We start from the raw sequence: 16,115 nt of genomic DNA, 5'->3' as shown, positions 1-16,115 counted from the left end.
CACTGCTTTTGAAATCACGAGTCTGGGTCGCTCACACACCGATTCAATATCTACCTCTCTCCACAAGTATCGCTATTCAACAGAGCAGATTGAACCGCTGTGAAAAGATCTCAAGCGAGACATCTCTCCTGAAATCTTCCAGGACAAAGACCACTTTCGAGAGTTCTTCACCGAGATATTTCACCAGTTGAGTTAACAAGTCAGCTTTGTTGACTAGATCGAAGCATTCATTACAGATGTCCAGAGGTTACGCTGGCCACTCGAGCAGGTTCGCTGGCGCGAGGGTCTCTGTTGGCCGCACTGCCAGTCTGAGTCAGTGATCAAACACGGCACCTATCGGGAGTATCAGCAGTATCTCGGTAAGGATGCGACCGCACATTCAACGACAAGACCAGTAATCGGCTTCGACAAGTTCTTGTTCGCGTTCTACTTGTTCCTCCGGTTCAACACGAGTATACACCAGTTAGACACTAAAATTGATGTTTCGTATCGTTCACTTCACCGGCGCGTCGTGCAGTTCGCCCGAACGCTCGACGCGCAGCCATCTCCCTCGTTGGCCCGGTCGAGATTGACGAGTTCTACGTCTCTGGCGGGAAGAAAGGCCGCGAGCGCGACTCGCGCGACGGTGGCTCTCGCCGACCGAGGCGTCTCAAAAGACAGTCTGATAGCGTATCTCAGACCGTTCCAACTTCGGTGACGAATTCTCCGCAAACCGGGTCGAGAGGCACTGGAAGAGATTGTTCGAGCAGTTCCCTGACTCACCAACAATATACTTCACAAGACCGAATCGGCTAAAAACGGGTGATCTGCCAATAATTACTTCACGGTTGACTTGATAATAATGTCTCAAAGGTTAGTTATATATACCTACTCGGTTATTGTATGGACAGATGATGGATTACACCATCCCGAAGAAGAGTGGGGCATCGTTCCATATCGACGAAGGCGAGAGCTTCGAAGTGACAAATCCAGAAGGTGAACAGATTGCCGATCTAGTGGCGTTCAACAGGCACAACGTCTCAGAAAAGTACTCGCAGGCCTACACCAGGCACATGAACAACAAGCTTCGGATATCGACCGGGGATTCACTGTACACGACGGAGGGGAATCCGATTCTGACGATCACCAGCGACGATACCGGAGTCCACGACATCATGTACGGGCCCTGCAACGAGTGGATGCTCACCGATATTTTCCCGGACGAACCAGGTGGTTGTCGTGAGAACCTCTACCTTGCCGCCAAACCGGAGGGTATCGAAGAAGAGGACGTTCCGAACACGCTGAACGTTTTCCAGAAATCTATGGTGAAAGGTGAAGACCAGGAGCTAGAGCTTGGCCGGAGTCCTGCTGATCCCGGTGACGCCGTGGAGTTCGAAGCAAATCAGGACGCAATTGTCGCGGTGTCGGCCTGCTCGGCCGCCGGTGAACCGAACGGTGACGAACTGACCTCGATAGGACTGAAAGTCCCCGACTACACCACACTTCACGGTGCTTCCATCCAGAACGAGCACAACCACTGACAGTTATCGACAAACGCGGGTGAAAGAGCCAGTGGAGCGCCCGCCCGATCCGAACTGTCGACCTGGCGATACGGACGGAACTGGGAGGTACGGAAACCGTGGATCCCGACAGCCCCGTCCGACAGCCAGCCTCGCGATGGCTGTTCGGATGACGAACCGACTGCGAATGTTCAGCGACAACAGGTATGACCAACGACATCACTCACCCAACGAGTAGTCTCCCAGAGACCTCAATGGCTGGTGTACAGACGTTCTTCGGCGCCGACACGGCCGCGCCCGAAGACCTCAAAGACGAGACGGACGTCGGCTTCGTCGGCGTCCCCTTCGACGGATCGGTTTCTCGTCGCCCCGGAACTAGATACGGTCCCTCGGCGATTCGGAGAGCCAGCAACTGGATCGACATGTTTGCCGGCCACCCAGCGGGGGCACACAACGTTGACACGGACAGACATGTCAGCTATGATGATATAATCATCAGAGACTGTGGCGATGCACCGACAGTCCCGAACGACGTCGAGCGAACCCGTGACCACGTGGCTGCTTACGTACAGTCCGTCGCTGATCGGGCGTTTCCGGTCGTCCTTGGCGGAGACCACTACATCACGTACCCGTCGTTCGCAGGCTTTACGAACACTGTCGAGGGTGATGTCGGTCTCATCCATCTCGACGCCCATTCAGACACGATGGACGATGAAGAACTGTACGGTCAACATTGGCATGGGTCGCCGATGGCCAGGATCGATGATCTCGAACAGGGCGGGTACGAGAACCATGCGATGATCGGCATCCGGGCGTACGAACGAGCCGATTTCCCGGATATCGTCGAGGAAAATGGACTCAACGTGAGTTATGCCCGTGACGTCCGTGAGAGGGGCGTCATCACCTGTGTCGAAGAGGCGATTCAGCATGCAACCGATGGCACAGACCACGTGTATCTCACCGTGGACATCGACGTGGTCGACCCATCGTTTGCCCCTGGAACAGGGACCCCGGAGCCAGGTGGAATAAGCAGCGCTGAGCTGCTGGCCGCCATGGATCGGCTCGGCCAATGCTCGAGTATCGGTGCGCTTGACCTGATGGAGGTCGCACCGCGGCTTGATCCAACTGATTCGACACAGATGCTCGCCGCGATGGCCGTCTCGCGGTTTATCGAGCGACGGCACCTGTGACCCGCATACCGCTCCCGCTGTCTTTCCTCCGTACGGCAGAGCGCCGGCAGTCGGCAAGTTCGCTAACCGACTCGTTTGTACAGTCCCAAGCCGTTCCGGAGGGCTGTCAGTACGGTCGATCCGCATGGTCTGTTCCCGCATAGTTTGTGCCGATGATATCGAACCAGCCAGCGGTTCCGTCAGCGAGCTAGCGGACTGGTGTGTCGATCAGCGTGCCAGCGTGCTGAATAGGTTTTATCCACCGGCTTGAATGTCTTCATCTCGTGGGCGCTGACAATCTGACCGGTCAATTCATTGATCTCGGCGTTCTCGACCATCGAACCGAGTGGCCCCGGAGTGGCGACTGAGACGACGTCAGAGTCGAATGTTTATTGTGCCCTATCCACATCACTCTGGTTTATAAAAAGACGCAGTCCGACTGTTCGGAGCGTTACTCCCTACCAGTCAGCTCCGATACCCATGTCGCGCGGCCCGCGTCCCAGAGCCGACACCGTTGGCCTCGCCCGTAGCGTTGGCCGCCAGAGTGTCCATAATCATTCGGACAGCAATCTGCGACGTGATGCCCGCGTCGTCCCAGATTGGGGCCGTCTCGACGATACTCATCGCATCGATCCCAGCGCTCCCGACCACCCCCAGCACTTGTAGCAACTCGCGTGACGTCATCCCAGCCGGGGACGGGGTACCAGTCCCGGGCGCGAACCCGGTATCGAGGACGTCGACATCGATATCGAGATACAGCGCGTCGGTGTCTCTCGTTGCCGCTGTGACGGCGTCGTTCGCCACAGCGATCGGCCCGCGCTCGATGACCTCGTCAAGCGGGTAGAGGTTAATGTTCTTCTCTTTGACGTACTCAACCTCGTATTCCGGGTTGAGATTCCCACTCGCGCCGATGATACTGATATTGGAAGGTTCGAATCCGGCCTCGTCGATAGCCCGAGCGACCGGACAGGCGTGTGTGTACTTCTCCCCTGCAACCTCTTCAGCAGTGTCGATATGCGTATCGAGAAACACCAGTCCCGGGTTCTCTGCATGCTGACCGAGACCACGATATCCAGCAATCGGAACCGTGTGATTTCCCCCCAGCATAATCGGAATCATGTCGGCTTCGAGGATACTGCCGTGGAGATGCTCGGCACGGGATAAGCTTTCCCCGGCGTTACCCGGGACAACTTCGACATCACCGCAGTCGACGATGTCGTACGTATCGTCCAGATTGATGTCGTATTCGTAGTGGTAACCGAGGGTATTGGTACTCGCTTGACGAATTCCTTGCGGACCCTGGTTGGTGCCCGTACGATTCATACATGTGCTGTCGAACGGGAATCCAAATATGCCCACGTCAGCAGATAGCTCTGCAAGGTCGTCTTCGAGTGGGTCGACAAGTTCCGTACCACGGAATGACTGCACGTTCGCTATCATCGAACCAAAACCGCCTCCGCTACTATTGGACATACATCTTGAATTCTGTGTAGCGATAAAAATCTTACCAATAACTTTCAAATTTTTATTTTTACACTATAATTCCGATATTAGGTGTTGATTATTATTTTATCAATAGATTATCTACTTTTTTCACACATAATGTTCATTTTGCTCTAGTTCAGTGAATTTACTAATAAAAGTAATTTTTAGTTAACGACAAAAAGTGAGGAGGAAGGAAAACATCTTACTGGTTCATAGCACCAACCTCACTCCCGGGACGTAGTAGCAACTGAATAAATTTTGACTTGTGGAGGGTGAGTGGACTTCTAAGCACGTAACGAAGTCGCATATCCATATACGCTCATCCGTAGGAGATTGTTGATACTGCTGAGCAGTTGCTGTAGAGTTGAAGAGGACAAGAGCACCGAGTCAGCGGTGCCTGACACGAGTGATTCCGCTCAATGTGTTTGGATCGGAATCGGTCGCAGCGAATTTGTTGCAGCAAGTCCGCTGGTGCGATGGTGTAAATTGTCCTCGTTGCCGCTCTGACCGGTCAGAAACGGCAGTCATCGAGAGTAGTAATGATACTTATGTAATAATTTCGACCGCACTTTCAATGACAAGACAGGCACAATGTTCGTCCACACGATACTGGATACCATCGCTGGATATCCTCGGCCCTGTTTACTGTTACCACCTTGCTACTGTGCTCTGGATTTCCGTTGCTACTGTAACCAGCCAGCTCTGCCAGTCACAGCTCGATGTACTCGGCCTCGCTCTCGTCCTTTGGAGCTCCGGCTATCAACCAGGTGTGGATCCCTTCTGGCGAATCGTTGAACACTTGTCTCGCGGATTCCGGGGGCACTCGAACCACAGAGTCCTCCGGTACCTCGATAGCCTCTCCTTCTATCCGCATCTGCCCGGGACCGTCGATAACGTAATACAGCTCCTCTTGCTCGGTCTCTCTGTGGTATGTTATCTCATCTCCCGGTTCGAGGAACCATATCCGGAGTGCTATCTCAGTACAGCCCAACTCCGCCGTGAGGTCGCCGTAGGCTGTTCCGGACTTCGGTGCTTCCTCCCGATCTAAATCTCTGATCTGTGTTATCGTGTATTGGTGTGGCATGTTCCCTCAGCTGTTACCATCGACGTCGGCACTCTCTGTTACTCGGACGACGCCCACTGTGGGTTCCGTGGCGTCGACCAGAAACTGTGAATCCGGAGTCAGTCAAGCACTGACGCCTCATGGACTGTCGAGTCGTCGGGCACCACGACATCGATTCCCGTGAGTTCGTCGCCGTTAGATTCCGACGCTGCGGAACACGACGAAACTGCGATGATCGCGTCTTGGTCGGCCTCGAAGGTGACGGTGTCTCCGGGCTCGGCTGGGCTTCGATGTACGTTCATAAATTTCTGTTCCGAAACCGTCGACTTCTGAAAGATGTTTAGGGTGTCTGGGATGTCCGCTTCGTCGAATCCCTTCGGTTTGAGCGACAGCCAGAGGTTCTCACGACAGCCACCGGGTGCATCCCCCGCGTACCGATCTTGGTCGAGTAACCACTCGTTACAGGGTGCGTACAGTAGGTCGTGGACGCCACAGTCATCTTTGAGGATCGTCAGAATCGGGTTTCCTTCTGTCGTATACAGCGAGTCTCCGGCTGACACTCGGAGGCTGCTCAGGTATCGCGTGTACGATTGTGAGAACTTTTCGTCGTCGTCGGCCTGCGTGAACGCGACCAGATCCGCGATCTGCTCGCCCTCCGGGTTGATTACGTCGAAGGTGTCTCCTTCGTCAATCTTGAACGATATCCCGCTCATTTTTGGTATGTTGTGTTTTCCCATCGTGGCAGTAGTTGATGGCAGACCTAATTAAAACCTTCTAATAAGGAATGCATATTGTGGGTGTACCATCTAACGCACCACGTATATTCTTTTTATAATTAATTTTTTTGGAAAATAACGTCACAAATACTGTTTCCGTCGATTTTCGTTGACCGCCACCGTTTACATTGACGGTCTGGCGGTGGTGCAGAATAGGTCTCATGGCCTAACTCGGCCGGTTTCAGCTTGACCCAGCCGTAGCACTGAACCGTATGTTGGCCAAGATTCGTTCTGGTTCAGAAAATCAAGTTGAGGAAGAACCCAAATAGAACTCTGGCAGTAGAGGTCTGTGAAGACTTCTGCACCACCGCCTGGCGGTCTGATAGGAAAACTGGATACAACCGTCGCCGGTATGGGAATCTCACGGCGTGTTGCTCAGCCAGCGGTCGCTTGCTATGCCACTCTGAATGTACTGCGTCTCCCCCTCCTCGAAGCCATCATAAACACACAAAAATGCATAAATTCGATCAATAATTATACAAACATTTTGGAGTGTTGGATATTTCAGAAGTTATATATACTATCAATAGGATTCTTTGACGTTGTTCTCTAACTCGCTTCCCTCAGGTGTCTCGCTGGGTGCAGATGCATGATGGACAGTTTATTACAGAAACGACACACTGTTGCGGCATACCTCATCGGTGGAAACTCGGAGATACTCGAAGATACCAACTTACGCCTCCTACTACTGACTAACCTCGTCACGGCTCTGGGATTCGCACCGATATCACCCGTCCTCAGCTCGCTGGTCGTCCCGCTTCAGGCCACGGAGGGCTCTATCGGACTCATCGTCACGGTCTTTGCCTTCCCGAGTCTATTGGTAATCCCTATCGTCGGTGTGGCCTCCGATCTGGTCGGCCGGAAACGCTTGCTCCTATTCGGTCTGATAATACACGGGTTCGGCGGTGGACTCATTCCGTTTACCACTGATTTCGGCATCATCCTCCTGTTACGACTGGTTCAAGGAGTGGGGTACGCCATCTTGGTGCCCGTCATCTTGACCAGTATTGGTGACGCCTACGGGCAATCCGAGGAGACGACGGCACAGGGACTCCGGTTCGCGTCGACGGGGCTCGCAGAAACTGTCTTTCCGGTCGTGGCAGGCGTCCTTGTGACCGTGTTCTGGGGGCTCCCGTTCTTGTTGTCTTTCATCGCACTTGCAGTCGTACCGCTACTGTATCGACACTTCGATGAGACCGTCACAGTGGAGTACAGTCACGCCAACGCCTTCGAAGAACTTCGAGCGTACAGATCGACCGTCGCACTGTTCTTTTCGAACGGCTTCGCGACGCTTATCTTATTGGGGATGACGTTCGCATCGTTCATCTATATCGGCTTCGCCGTCTACATCTCCTTTATAGTCAGTTTCGTCGACGGCGGCCCCGCCCAGACCGGCCTCGTAGTGATGCTTACGAGCGTGGTGTATATGACCTCCTCAACGCAGGCGGGGCGTCTGGCGGAGGCCCTCGGAAGTCGCATCGTACCGCTCCTTATTGCGAACGTCTTACATGGAGTCGGAATCGCCATCGTTGCCGGATCCAGTTCGCTCCCCGGGCTGTGGCTCGCTGGAACGATGACCGGACTCGGACAGGGACTAATAAACCCGCTGTATCGCAGTATCGTCACTGACATGGCACCGACATCGGTACGCGGCACTGCTGTCGGGATAGCTGAGACGTTCGGGCGGGTAGGGATCGTCTTCAGTCCCGTGTTGATGGGGATTATTATCACGAGCCTGTCGGGAACTATTGGCGGCGAACTCGCTATCCGGATCACTCTCGGTGGCACTGCGGTGCTGTTTAGTCTCCTCGTCTTGGTGACGCTTCTGGCTGCCAGACGTGTCGGGTTCACTCGGCTTGACGCCGCCTGACCCATCGGCTACGCTGTCGTCCCTTTCGACGGATGTCGTCCGCGACAGCATCTCGATAGTTTAGTATTTATCATATTATTGCTGAAATAAGTCACAAATACAAGTCTTAATCCGACTCCAATTGGTATATTTTGCGTTGATGGGTGAATTTATTAACGCTCCTTTTTTTTAAAAAGATGGCATGTCGAAGGTACCACCCAACATCCAGCCACCTACGCCAGAAGAGATCCGCGAACTGGCGGCGGAACACTACATGGATCTTACAGACGAGGAAGTCCAGGACTTCGAAGAACTGATAGCTGCGACCCTAGCGGGATATGAAAGGCTTGACGAACTCTCGGTGACCGATCCCGCGCTCGAATACACGAACCGTGACCCCGGATACAAACCCGATATCGAAGAGGATCCGCTCAACGCATTCGTCAGAAAGTGCGAGGTGAAAGGGGCCGAATCCGGCCCACTAGCGGAGTACGATGTGGGCCTCAAAGATAACATCTCGCTGGCCGGTGTCGAGATGACCTGTGGCTCGAAGCTGTTCGAAGGGTACGTCCCCGAGACAGATGCGACGGTAGTGACTCGGCTTCTTGACGCCGGCGCGACGATAACCGGCAAGCTCAATATGGAGGACATGGCGTTTTCCGGCAGTGGCGAGCTCTCCGCAACGGGGCCCGTACGGAATCCGCACGATCCCGACTACATCGCCGGCGGCTCTTCAAGCGGTTCGATCGCGGCCGTGGTAAACGAGGACGTCGACGTCGCCATGGGGGGCGACCAGGGCGGGTCGGTTCGCATCCCGGCCGCTTGGAGCGGCGGTGTCGGCCACAAACCTACCCATAGCCTCGTCCCGTACACGGGTATCGCCGGGCTAGGGCGGTCGTTCGACCACACCGGACCGATGACGCGTTCCGTCTCCGACTGTGCCCGTGTTCTCGAAGTTATCGCCGGCAAAGATCCGGGAGACCCCCGTCAGGGCAATGTGCCGACAGACAATTATACCGACGCGCTCGACGGTTCAGCGGCGGATATCACCGTTGGCGTCGTAGAGGAAGGGTTCGGCCACGATCAGAGTGAACCCGGGGTCGATTCGACCGTTCGGAACGCGTTAGCGTCCTTCGAGGCGGCGGGGGCTGACGTACAAGAAGTGTCCATCCCGATGCATCTGGACGGGCTGCCGATCTGGAACGCTATCGCCACTGAGGGGACGATGGCGACGGTTGAGGCCGAGGGGGTCGGTTACAACGCGAATGGCCACTACGACACGCAGTTCATGGAGGCGTTTGCCCGTGCCCGTAGATCCCGCGCGGACGACTATCTGACGACAGTAAAACTAACGCTGATTACCGGACAGTACCTTTCGGATACGTACAACAGCCACTACTACGCCAAGGCACAGAACCTCAGCCAGGAGCTCGCAAGCCGCTACGATTCGGCCCTGGCAGACGTGGACGTACTTGCGATGCCGACGACCCCACAGACGGCCCACGAGTACCGGAGCGACCTCTCACGGATGGAGGTCGTCGACCGGGCGCTGAATATGCTCCCGAACACCGCTCCGTTCGACGTGACCGGTCACCCGGCCCTCTCCGTCCCGGCGGGCACGTCAAATGGCCTCCCGGTCGGATTGATGTTCGTCGGTGACCAGTTCGACGATGCCACTGTCCTGCAGGCGGGTCACGCGTTCGAGCAGTCCGTCGAACCGAACGGACTCTGATAGGTCGGAGTCCTCTCGACACCGTTTTTCGCGTTTCTGACCGCCCGCCGTGGTGCCAGCTTAATACGGGAATATGGCTAACTATTGGGCTGCCAGATATTGTACGAGTTTATATTATTCATTCAATACTTCAACCGATAAATCACTATTGCTTTTCGAATACTTCTTCCAAATCCTGATTATTTGGACATAACTGATGTTTCAGGTAACAAAATATATTAAATTTAGTTCTAAGCGATAAATCTACTATATCTTTTTCTTATATTAGTATATGGCAGAATAAGATCGTATAATAGGTCTACTCAGTGCTTAGTACACAAGTTATAAATTCTATCTGGAGAGATGGATCTCCGTGGTTAATAAACCCAACATGAAACGTAGAACGATATTGAGCAACCTCGGCCTATTAGGAGCGGTCGGTCTCGCGGGCTGTTCGGGCTCCTCGGAGGGTCCTGGTTCGGGCTCCTCGCAGAGTTCTGGTTCGGGCTCCTCGGTGAGTTCTGGTTCGGAGATCCGCGTCGGACTGAGTGCTGGTCCAACGGAACTGAATCCGATGTTTATGACCAAAGGTGTCGAATATGTCTATTCTAGTCTTGCATACTCTGCGCTGTATCGTCTCGGTCCGGACATGAGTATTGTTCCTGACTTGGCCACTGAGGCGGAGTCGAACGACGACCTGACCGCCTGGACGCTCACTCTCAGGGAGGACGCGACGTTCAATAAGATCGACCAGACGGTCACTGCAGAAGACGTTCAGGCGACGTTTGAAAAGATGGATGACCCGGATACGGGTGCCGCTGGGATGGACGAGTTCGGCGGGATAGAGTCTGTTGAGGCAGTCGATGACTTCAGGGTCACGTTTAATCTGCAAAATCCGACCGCGAACTATCCGGCGTACCTCTCGCGGGGCTTTGGCAACGTGTTGCCGAAGCAGGTCATCGAGGACGATTTTGAATCAATATCGAACGAAGACTACGGATCTGGACCGTTCAATATCGTCGACTATCAAACCGGCGAAACGTTCGAGATGGAGGCCAATGACGAGTACTACCTCACCGACGACTCAGGCAACTCTCTCCCGCTTCTGGACACAGTGTACCTCGACGTGCTTCCGGACGCGAACTCCCGGACGACCGCAATACAGAACGGTTCTATAGACATAATCTACACCGCACCACCCGGTCAGATGGATCGGCTCGAATCGATCAGTAGTGTTAATGCTCTGTCACAGCCTGGCGGATCGTACTACTCCATTACCATGGACGCTCAGACCGAACCGTTCGGTGACAACCGCGTTCGGCAGGCCATCAAGTACGCGATAGACAAAGAGGCGATACTGAGCAACGTCGGTAAGGGACGGGGCGTCTTAGGTCAGGACAATCCCATCGGGCCCGCGAGCAACAACTACGCCGACCTGCCACAAATGTATGGCCCGGGACAGAAGCTCGAAGAGGCGAACGCGCTGATGGAAGAAGCCGGATACGGCGACGGTATCGAGCTGGAATTCCCGCTGCATGCCCCACCAGTCAGGCCACAGATTCCACAGACCGCTGTCCTTGTTCAGGAGTATCTCAGTGACATCGGAATCGAGGTCGAAATCGAGCGGACGCCGTGGGAGACGTTCCTTTCCCAGGTAGAGGCCCAAGAGCCGTTCTACGTCGTCTACTACTTCATGAACCCGACAGTGTACAACACAATGTCAGTTGTATCGCTGCCGGGCGGAGCGTACTACGGAATAAACTGGGAGAACCAAGAGTTCCGAGACGCCCTCCGGGGTGCCAAAGCGGCCGAAGACGACGAGGAACGGGCCGAGCTGTACATGGAGGCCCAGCGGCTGATGCAAGAGCAGGGTCCGTTCATCGTCCCGTACTTCGAGAACCGCCTCGGTGCCGTCCGCCAGAGCGTAAACAACTACAACCACCACGTCGGCGGGCAGGAGATTTTCCTCGAAGAGGTGACCGTCTCGAACTGAGTCACCACCGCCCCTTACCCACCCTATAATGTCAAATACAAAACAGTACATCGTCAAGCGGTTCGTATACCTGCTGGCGACCATGTTCGCGGTCTCCGTGGTGATATTCGGTCTGGCCAACGCGCTACCGGGGAACGTTGCCAGAACCATCCTAGGCTCGTACGCAACCGAAGACAAGGTCAATGCACTTGAGGCACAACTAGGGCTCAACGACCCGCTGTACGTGCAATATCTCGACTGGTTACACGGCGTGCTCACGCTGAACCTCGGGAATAGCATCAAGTATGGGCAGCCGATCACCGAGTTGGTCATTCCGAAACTGCTCAATTCACTCCAGCTCGCCGGGGTGACGATGGTGATCGTCGTAACCATCGGTATCGCACTTGGCGTCGTTTCGGCCGTGAAGCACAACGGCCGGGTCGACTCGGTGATATCGACGTTCGTGTACGCGGGCGTCAGCATCCCCGAGTTCGTGACCGGCCTCCTGCTCATCCTACTGCTGGGCGGCCCCGTCTTCAGCGTGTTTCCAGCGTCGGGATACGTCTCGCCTTTCGAGAGCGTGGTCGGCTGGGGTACCCACATGTTCTTGCCGGCGCTGACGCTCTCGATCGTGCTGATGACCCACGTCGTCCGCCAGACGAGGTCGGAGATGGTCGAAGCGCTGAATTCGGAGTACGCCGATGCAGCCCGGCTCAAGGGCTTGAGCAGACAGAAAGTGATTATCAAACACGCTCTCCGCAACAGCCTGCTACCGACTATCACAGTGATCGCGCTCAACTTCGGATACCTAATGGGTGGGCTGGTAGTCGTCGAGGAGTTGTTCGCGTATCCGGGGATCGGCCGGTTGGTCGTGGGAGCGATCCGGAACCGGGATCTCCCCCTGATCCAGGCAGCCGTACTCGTGATCGCGTTCACGTACACGTTCGGCAACTTCTTGGCCGACATCCTGTACACTCGACTGAACCCACAGATCGACTATAGCTGATAATTCAATCATAAATCATGATTCCCGACAACCGACTGACGAAACCGACCAGAACGAATAGGTTCTATAGACTCCATCGCGTCGCGGACAGGCTACGGTGGTTCACGAAAAACGACAAGATCCTCTACCCGTCCGTCGTAATCAGTGTAATCATGGTCGTTTCCGTCCTTGGCCCCTATATTTCGCCGTTCGACCCGACGGCGACTCATCCGACGGAAACGTATCTCGCCCCGAACGCGAAGTACCTTTTCGGAACCGACCACATCGGACGCGACCTCCTCTCTCGCGTGCTCATCGGCGGTCGCAGCACCCTGCTGCTCGGCGTCGGATCCACAGCCCTCGCGATGACTTTTGGCGTCCCGATCGGCCTCCTGGCCGGCATCAAGGGTGGGTATATCGACGAAGCAATCATGCGCGTAATGGACGTAATCATGAGCTTTCCGACGCTTCTCCTGGCACTTATCCTCCTCACGTCGCTGCCCTCGAACGTCTGGACGGCGATGCTCGCCGTCGGGGTGGTATTCATCCCGAAAATCTCGCGTGTCGTTCGTTCGAGCACTCTCGAAGTAAAAAACGAGGAGTACGTCGAAGCCGCCCGCGTCCGCGGCGAGTCGGACGGCTATATCATGTTCTATGAGGTGTTGCCCAACATTATTCCGCCTATCGCGGTCGAGTCGACAATCCGGGTCGGGTACGCGATCATCATCGGTGCGTCGCTCTCGTTTCTTGGTCTCGGAGCCCAGCCCCCGGCCCCGGACTGGGGGTACATGATCGCCCAATCGCAGAATCACATCTGGCAGACCCCGTGGTTCCTCATCTGGCCGGCACTGTTCCTAGGACTGACTATTTTTAGTTTCAACGTCTTAGGCGACGGACTGCGCGACGAACTCGATCCCAAAGTGACGGGTGATCAAGTGTGAGCAGCACCAAGACCAGTCCGGAACAGCACCAGTCCAATCCGGTGCTGTCTGTCGCTTCTGTGAGTGTCGAGTACGCCACCAAAGAAGGGAGCGTCAAGGCGTTGCGGCATGTCTCGTTTGATATCCAACCCGGAGAAGTGTTCGGCCTCGCCGGGGAGAGCGGTAGCGGCAAGAGCACGCTCGCGCGGGCGATCCTGCGTGCACTGGACGACAACGGCTCACAGACGTCTGGGTCTATCCAGTATAAGGGCGAGGATCTGCAGAATCTCTCCCCCAACGCGCTACGCTCACTCCGCGGGAGCGACATCGCGTTCGTCCCGCAGGAACCAGCTAAGGCGCTCAACCCCAGCATTGAGGTCGGCGAACAGATCGCCGAGACGATCCGGGAACACCAGAACCTCTCAGAGAGCGAGGTGCAGTCGCAGACGATAGAAATGTTACGCCAAGTGAATATCTCCGACCCCGACTACTGCGCCGAGAGCTATCCGCACGAACTCTCAGGCGGGATGAAACAGAGGGTGGCGTTTGCCATCGGACTCTCATGTAACCCCGACCTCCTGATCCTCGATGAACCGACAACCGGACTCGATGTCACCACGGAGGGGAAAGTCCTCCAGATGATTGACGACCTCATCGAGGAGTTCGAGACGAGTATCCTCTTTGTCACTCACAACCTGGGCGTCCTCGCCGAGAAGGCCGACCGCGTCGGAATCCTCTATGCTGGGGAGATTATGGAGATCGGAGCGACCAAAGATGTCTTCACTAACCCGTCGAACCCATACACCCAGGGCCTTCTGGCGGCCGTTCCCGATATCGACCGGGATGTCGAAATAGAGGCGATACCCGGTGAGGTGCCGGATCTAAGTGCCGCCCCGACCGGCTGTGTGTTCGCCGACCGCTGTGAGTTCGCAACCGAGGAGTGCCACGAGGGGAGCATCGACCTCGAGACGGTTACACCGGGCCACGAGACCCGGTGTCGGCGGTTGGAGACCGTCCAGAGCGACCCGATTCAGGCCGAACTCAGAGACGCACGAACCAATTATTCCGGTTCGAAGATCCTCGAAGTCACAAACCTAAAAAAGTACTACGGCCAGTCATCGTTCGTCGATCGGCTCTTTGGAAGCGAGTCTCCGGTGAAGGCAGTCGACGGCGTGAGCTTCGACATTCACGAGTCGGAGACCCTGGGCATCGTCGGCGAGAGCGGATGCGGGAAAAGCACCCTCGCCCGGACGCTGCTGCAGTTGCTCGAACCGACTGCCGGCGAAATCAGGTTTCGCGGTGAAAGCATCGACATGATAGGGAGTAGGACGTTGCCCCAACTGGCGGCCAGCCAGTCGAAAATGGCGGACTTCCGAAAGGAAGTTCAGGTGGTCTTCCAGGATCCCGAATCCAGTCTCAACCCGTCCAATACGGTGTACGAGACGCTGGAGCGGCCACTGGAGCTGTTCACTGACCTGACCCAGGAAGAACGTGAGAACCGCATTGAGGAGATCATCCAGCAGGTCGACCTCGGTATCACCTATCTGGACCGCCATCCACACGAACTCTCAGGCGGGGAGAAACAGCGGGTGGCCATCGCACGGGCATTCGCGGGCAACCCGTCTCTCGTCATCCTAGACGAACCTGTCTCCGCGCTGGACGTGAGCGTCCAGGCGAGTATCATCAATCTCCTCCGTGAACTGCGCGAGGAGTATGGCACCTCGTATCTCCTCATCAGCCACAATCTGGGGGTCATCAATGAGATCTGTGAACGAGTCGCGGTCATGTATCTCGGCGAGTTCGTGGAGATGGGTACCACCGAGGAGATATTTCAGCCACCGTACCATCCCTACACCAGAGCGTTGCTGACTAATATCCCGACGACCGAGATGGACACCGCCGACAGGCGTGTCTATCTTGAGGGCGACGTGCCGAGCGCGAGGGATCCACCGGTCGGCTGCTCGTTCCACTCCCGGTGTCCGCAGAAGATCGGAGACATCTGTGAGTGCGAACGGCCAGAGCTCGAACAGGCCGCAGACTCGGACACCCACACCGTGGCCTGCCATCTCGATGAAAAGGAGATGATGGTGCCACTGGCCGAGGACATCGAGGAATCAGATAGATAGCGGTTTCCGTGTGAGCACGCGTTCACCCTACACCAAGCCACCAATATATCAAAAAAATCACGACCGGGAACCCTGATCAAAAACCGGGTAACGAAAATGGCGAGGTTACGGCCCGGTACGACGACCACGTGGTGCCAGTCTGGAAGTGGCTCAACGTTCCAGCCAAGCGGCCATCTGACTTTACCGTCGAGGACTACGAGGGCAACGAGTATCTCGACGTGTCCTCTGGCATCTCCGTAACGAATGTCGGACACAACAACGAAGTTGTCGTCGAAACGGCCAAGTCGCAAGTTGACGAGTTCGTCCACGGCTGTTCGTACGTCCACCCAATTGGATGGAGTATTGGATGTGATAAGATCCTGCTCTGTTGAATAGCGGTGCGTGGAGAGGGAGGTGGAAATTGAGTAGGTGTATGAGCAGTTGAGGGCAATAGCTTCAACCTCGGTGACTTCTCACCACCGTTTAGAGGACGCTATTCAACACAGTATAAGATCCAATATTGAACTGCTCTGTTGAATAGCAGCCATTGAGTCGAAATTACAACACTGCTTTTGAAATCA

The 16,115-nt window shown here is 55.4% G+C and carries 11 protein-coding genes and 3 pseudogenes; 11 read left to right on the top strand and 3 right to left on the bottom strand.

The genetic code is table 11. The annotated features are described in order from the left end of the window. Window positions 1–217: 217 nt before the first annotated feature. From DP106_RS14415 to DP106_RS14405, 3 genes and pseudogenes are all read left to right on the top strand, one after another. A pseudogene (locus DP106_RS14415) lies at window positions 218–636 on the top strand (transposase); the annotation flags it as partial. A 257-nt stretch (window positions 637–893) separates the two neighbouring features. Next, on the top strand, window positions 894–1,520 hold the full coding sequence (locus DP106_RS14410; protein ID WP_165857921.1) for a DUF1989 domain-containing protein: 627 nt from the start codon (window positions 894–896) through the stop codon (window positions 1,518–1,520). Window positions 1,521–1,705: 185 nt separating this feature from the next. Beyond that, entirely contained in the window at window positions 1,706–2,689 is a 984-nt protein-coding gene (locus DP106_RS14405; RefSeq protein WP_120086441.1) for an agmatinase family protein, read from the top strand. A 444-nt stretch (window positions 2,690–3,133) separates the two neighbouring features. Here DP106_RS14405 and DP106_RS14400 read toward each other — a convergent pair whose 3' ends face one another. Further along, the gene (locus DP106_RS14400; RefSeq protein ID WP_165857920.1) at window positions 3,134–4,108 is read right to left on the bottom strand and encodes an agmatinase family protein; all 975 of its coding nucleotides are present in this window, start codon (window positions 4,106–4,108) and stop codon (window positions 3,134–3,136) included. A gap of 451 nt (window positions 4,109–4,559) precedes the next feature. Here DP106_RS14400 and DP106_RS14395 point away from each other — a divergent pair. Continuing rightward, window positions 4,560–4,759: pseudogene (locus DP106_RS14395) on the top strand (transposase); the annotation flags it as partial. A 103-nt stretch (window positions 4,760–4,862) separates the two neighbouring features. Here DP106_RS14395 and DP106_RS14390 read toward each other — a convergent pair. Together DP106_RS14390 and DP106_RS14385 are read right to left on the bottom strand one after the other, a co-directional pair. Next, on the bottom strand, window positions 4,863–5,237 hold the full coding sequence (locus DP106_RS14390) for a cupin domain-containing protein (RefSeq protein WP_120086437.1): 375 nt from the start codon (window positions 5,235–5,237) through the stop codon (window positions 4,863–4,865). A 98-nt stretch (window positions 5,238–5,335) separates the two neighbouring features. Next, complete coding sequence (locus tag DP106_RS14385) at window positions 5,336–5,929, bottom strand: DUF1989 domain-containing protein (protein ID WP_165857919.1); 594 nt, start codon at window positions 5,927–5,929, stop codon at window positions 5,336–5,338. Window positions 5,930–6,584: 655 nt separating this feature from the next. On the opposite strand from DP106_RS14385, the gene DP106_RS14380 reads away from it, so the two are divergent. The 7 genes and pseudogenes from DP106_RS14380 to DP106_RS14350 form a co-directional block, all read left to right on the top strand. Beyond that, window positions 6,585–7,862, top strand: coding sequence for an MFS transporter (locus DP106_RS14380; protein ID WP_165857918.1), 1,278 nt, complete (start codon window positions 6,585–6,587; stop codon window positions 7,860–7,862). A 181-nt stretch (window positions 7,863–8,043) separates the two neighbouring features. Then, window positions 8,044–9,573 carry an amidase gene (locus DP106_RS14375; protein WP_120086431.1) on the top strand — a complete coding sequence of 510 codons (1,530 nt, stop codon included), beginning with the start codon at window positions 8,044–8,046 and terminating at the stop codon, window positions 9,571–9,573. A gap of 559 nt (window positions 9,574–10,132) precedes the next feature. After that, window positions 10,133–11,545 carry an ABC transporter substrate-binding protein gene (locus DP106_RS14370; protein ID WP_165857917.1) on the top strand — a complete coding sequence of 471 codons (1,413 nt, stop codon included), beginning with the start codon at window positions 10,133–10,135 and terminating at the stop codon, window positions 11,543–11,545. A gap of 28 nt (window positions 11,546–11,573) precedes the next feature. Then, a complete protein-coding gene (locus DP106_RS14365) occupies window positions 11,574–12,530 on the top strand; it encodes an ABC transporter permease (protein ID WP_120086427.1) in 957 nt (318 codons plus the stop codon). A 17-nt stretch (window positions 12,531–12,547) separates the two neighbouring features. Beyond that, window positions 12,548–13,450, top strand: a complete 903-nt coding sequence (locus tag DP106_RS14360) for an ABC transporter permease (RefSeq protein ID WP_205738957.1) — start codon at window positions 12,548–12,550, stop codon at window positions 13,448–13,450. Further along, window positions 13,447–15,555, top strand: a complete 2,109-nt coding sequence (locus DP106_RS14355) for a dipeptide ABC transporter ATP-binding protein (protein WP_240625452.1) — start codon at window positions 13,447–13,449, stop codon at window positions 15,553–15,555. The genes DP106_RS14360 and DP106_RS14355 overlap by 4 nt, the downstream gene beginning before the upstream one ends. Before the next feature lie 56 nt (window positions 15,556–15,611). Next, window positions 15,612–15,884 (top strand): annotated as a pseudogene (locus DP106_RS14350) (aminotransferase class III-fold pyridoxal phosphate-dependent enzyme); the annotation flags it as partial. Window positions 15,885–16,115: the final 231 nt, after the last annotated feature.

The sequence above is a fragment of the Halonotius pteroides genome (assembly GCF_003605635.1).
Lineage (GTDB): Archaea > Halobacteriota > Halobacteria > Halobacteriales > Haloferacaceae > Halonotius > Halonotius pteroides.
This window is presented reverse-complemented; position numbering and strand designations above follow the sequence as displayed.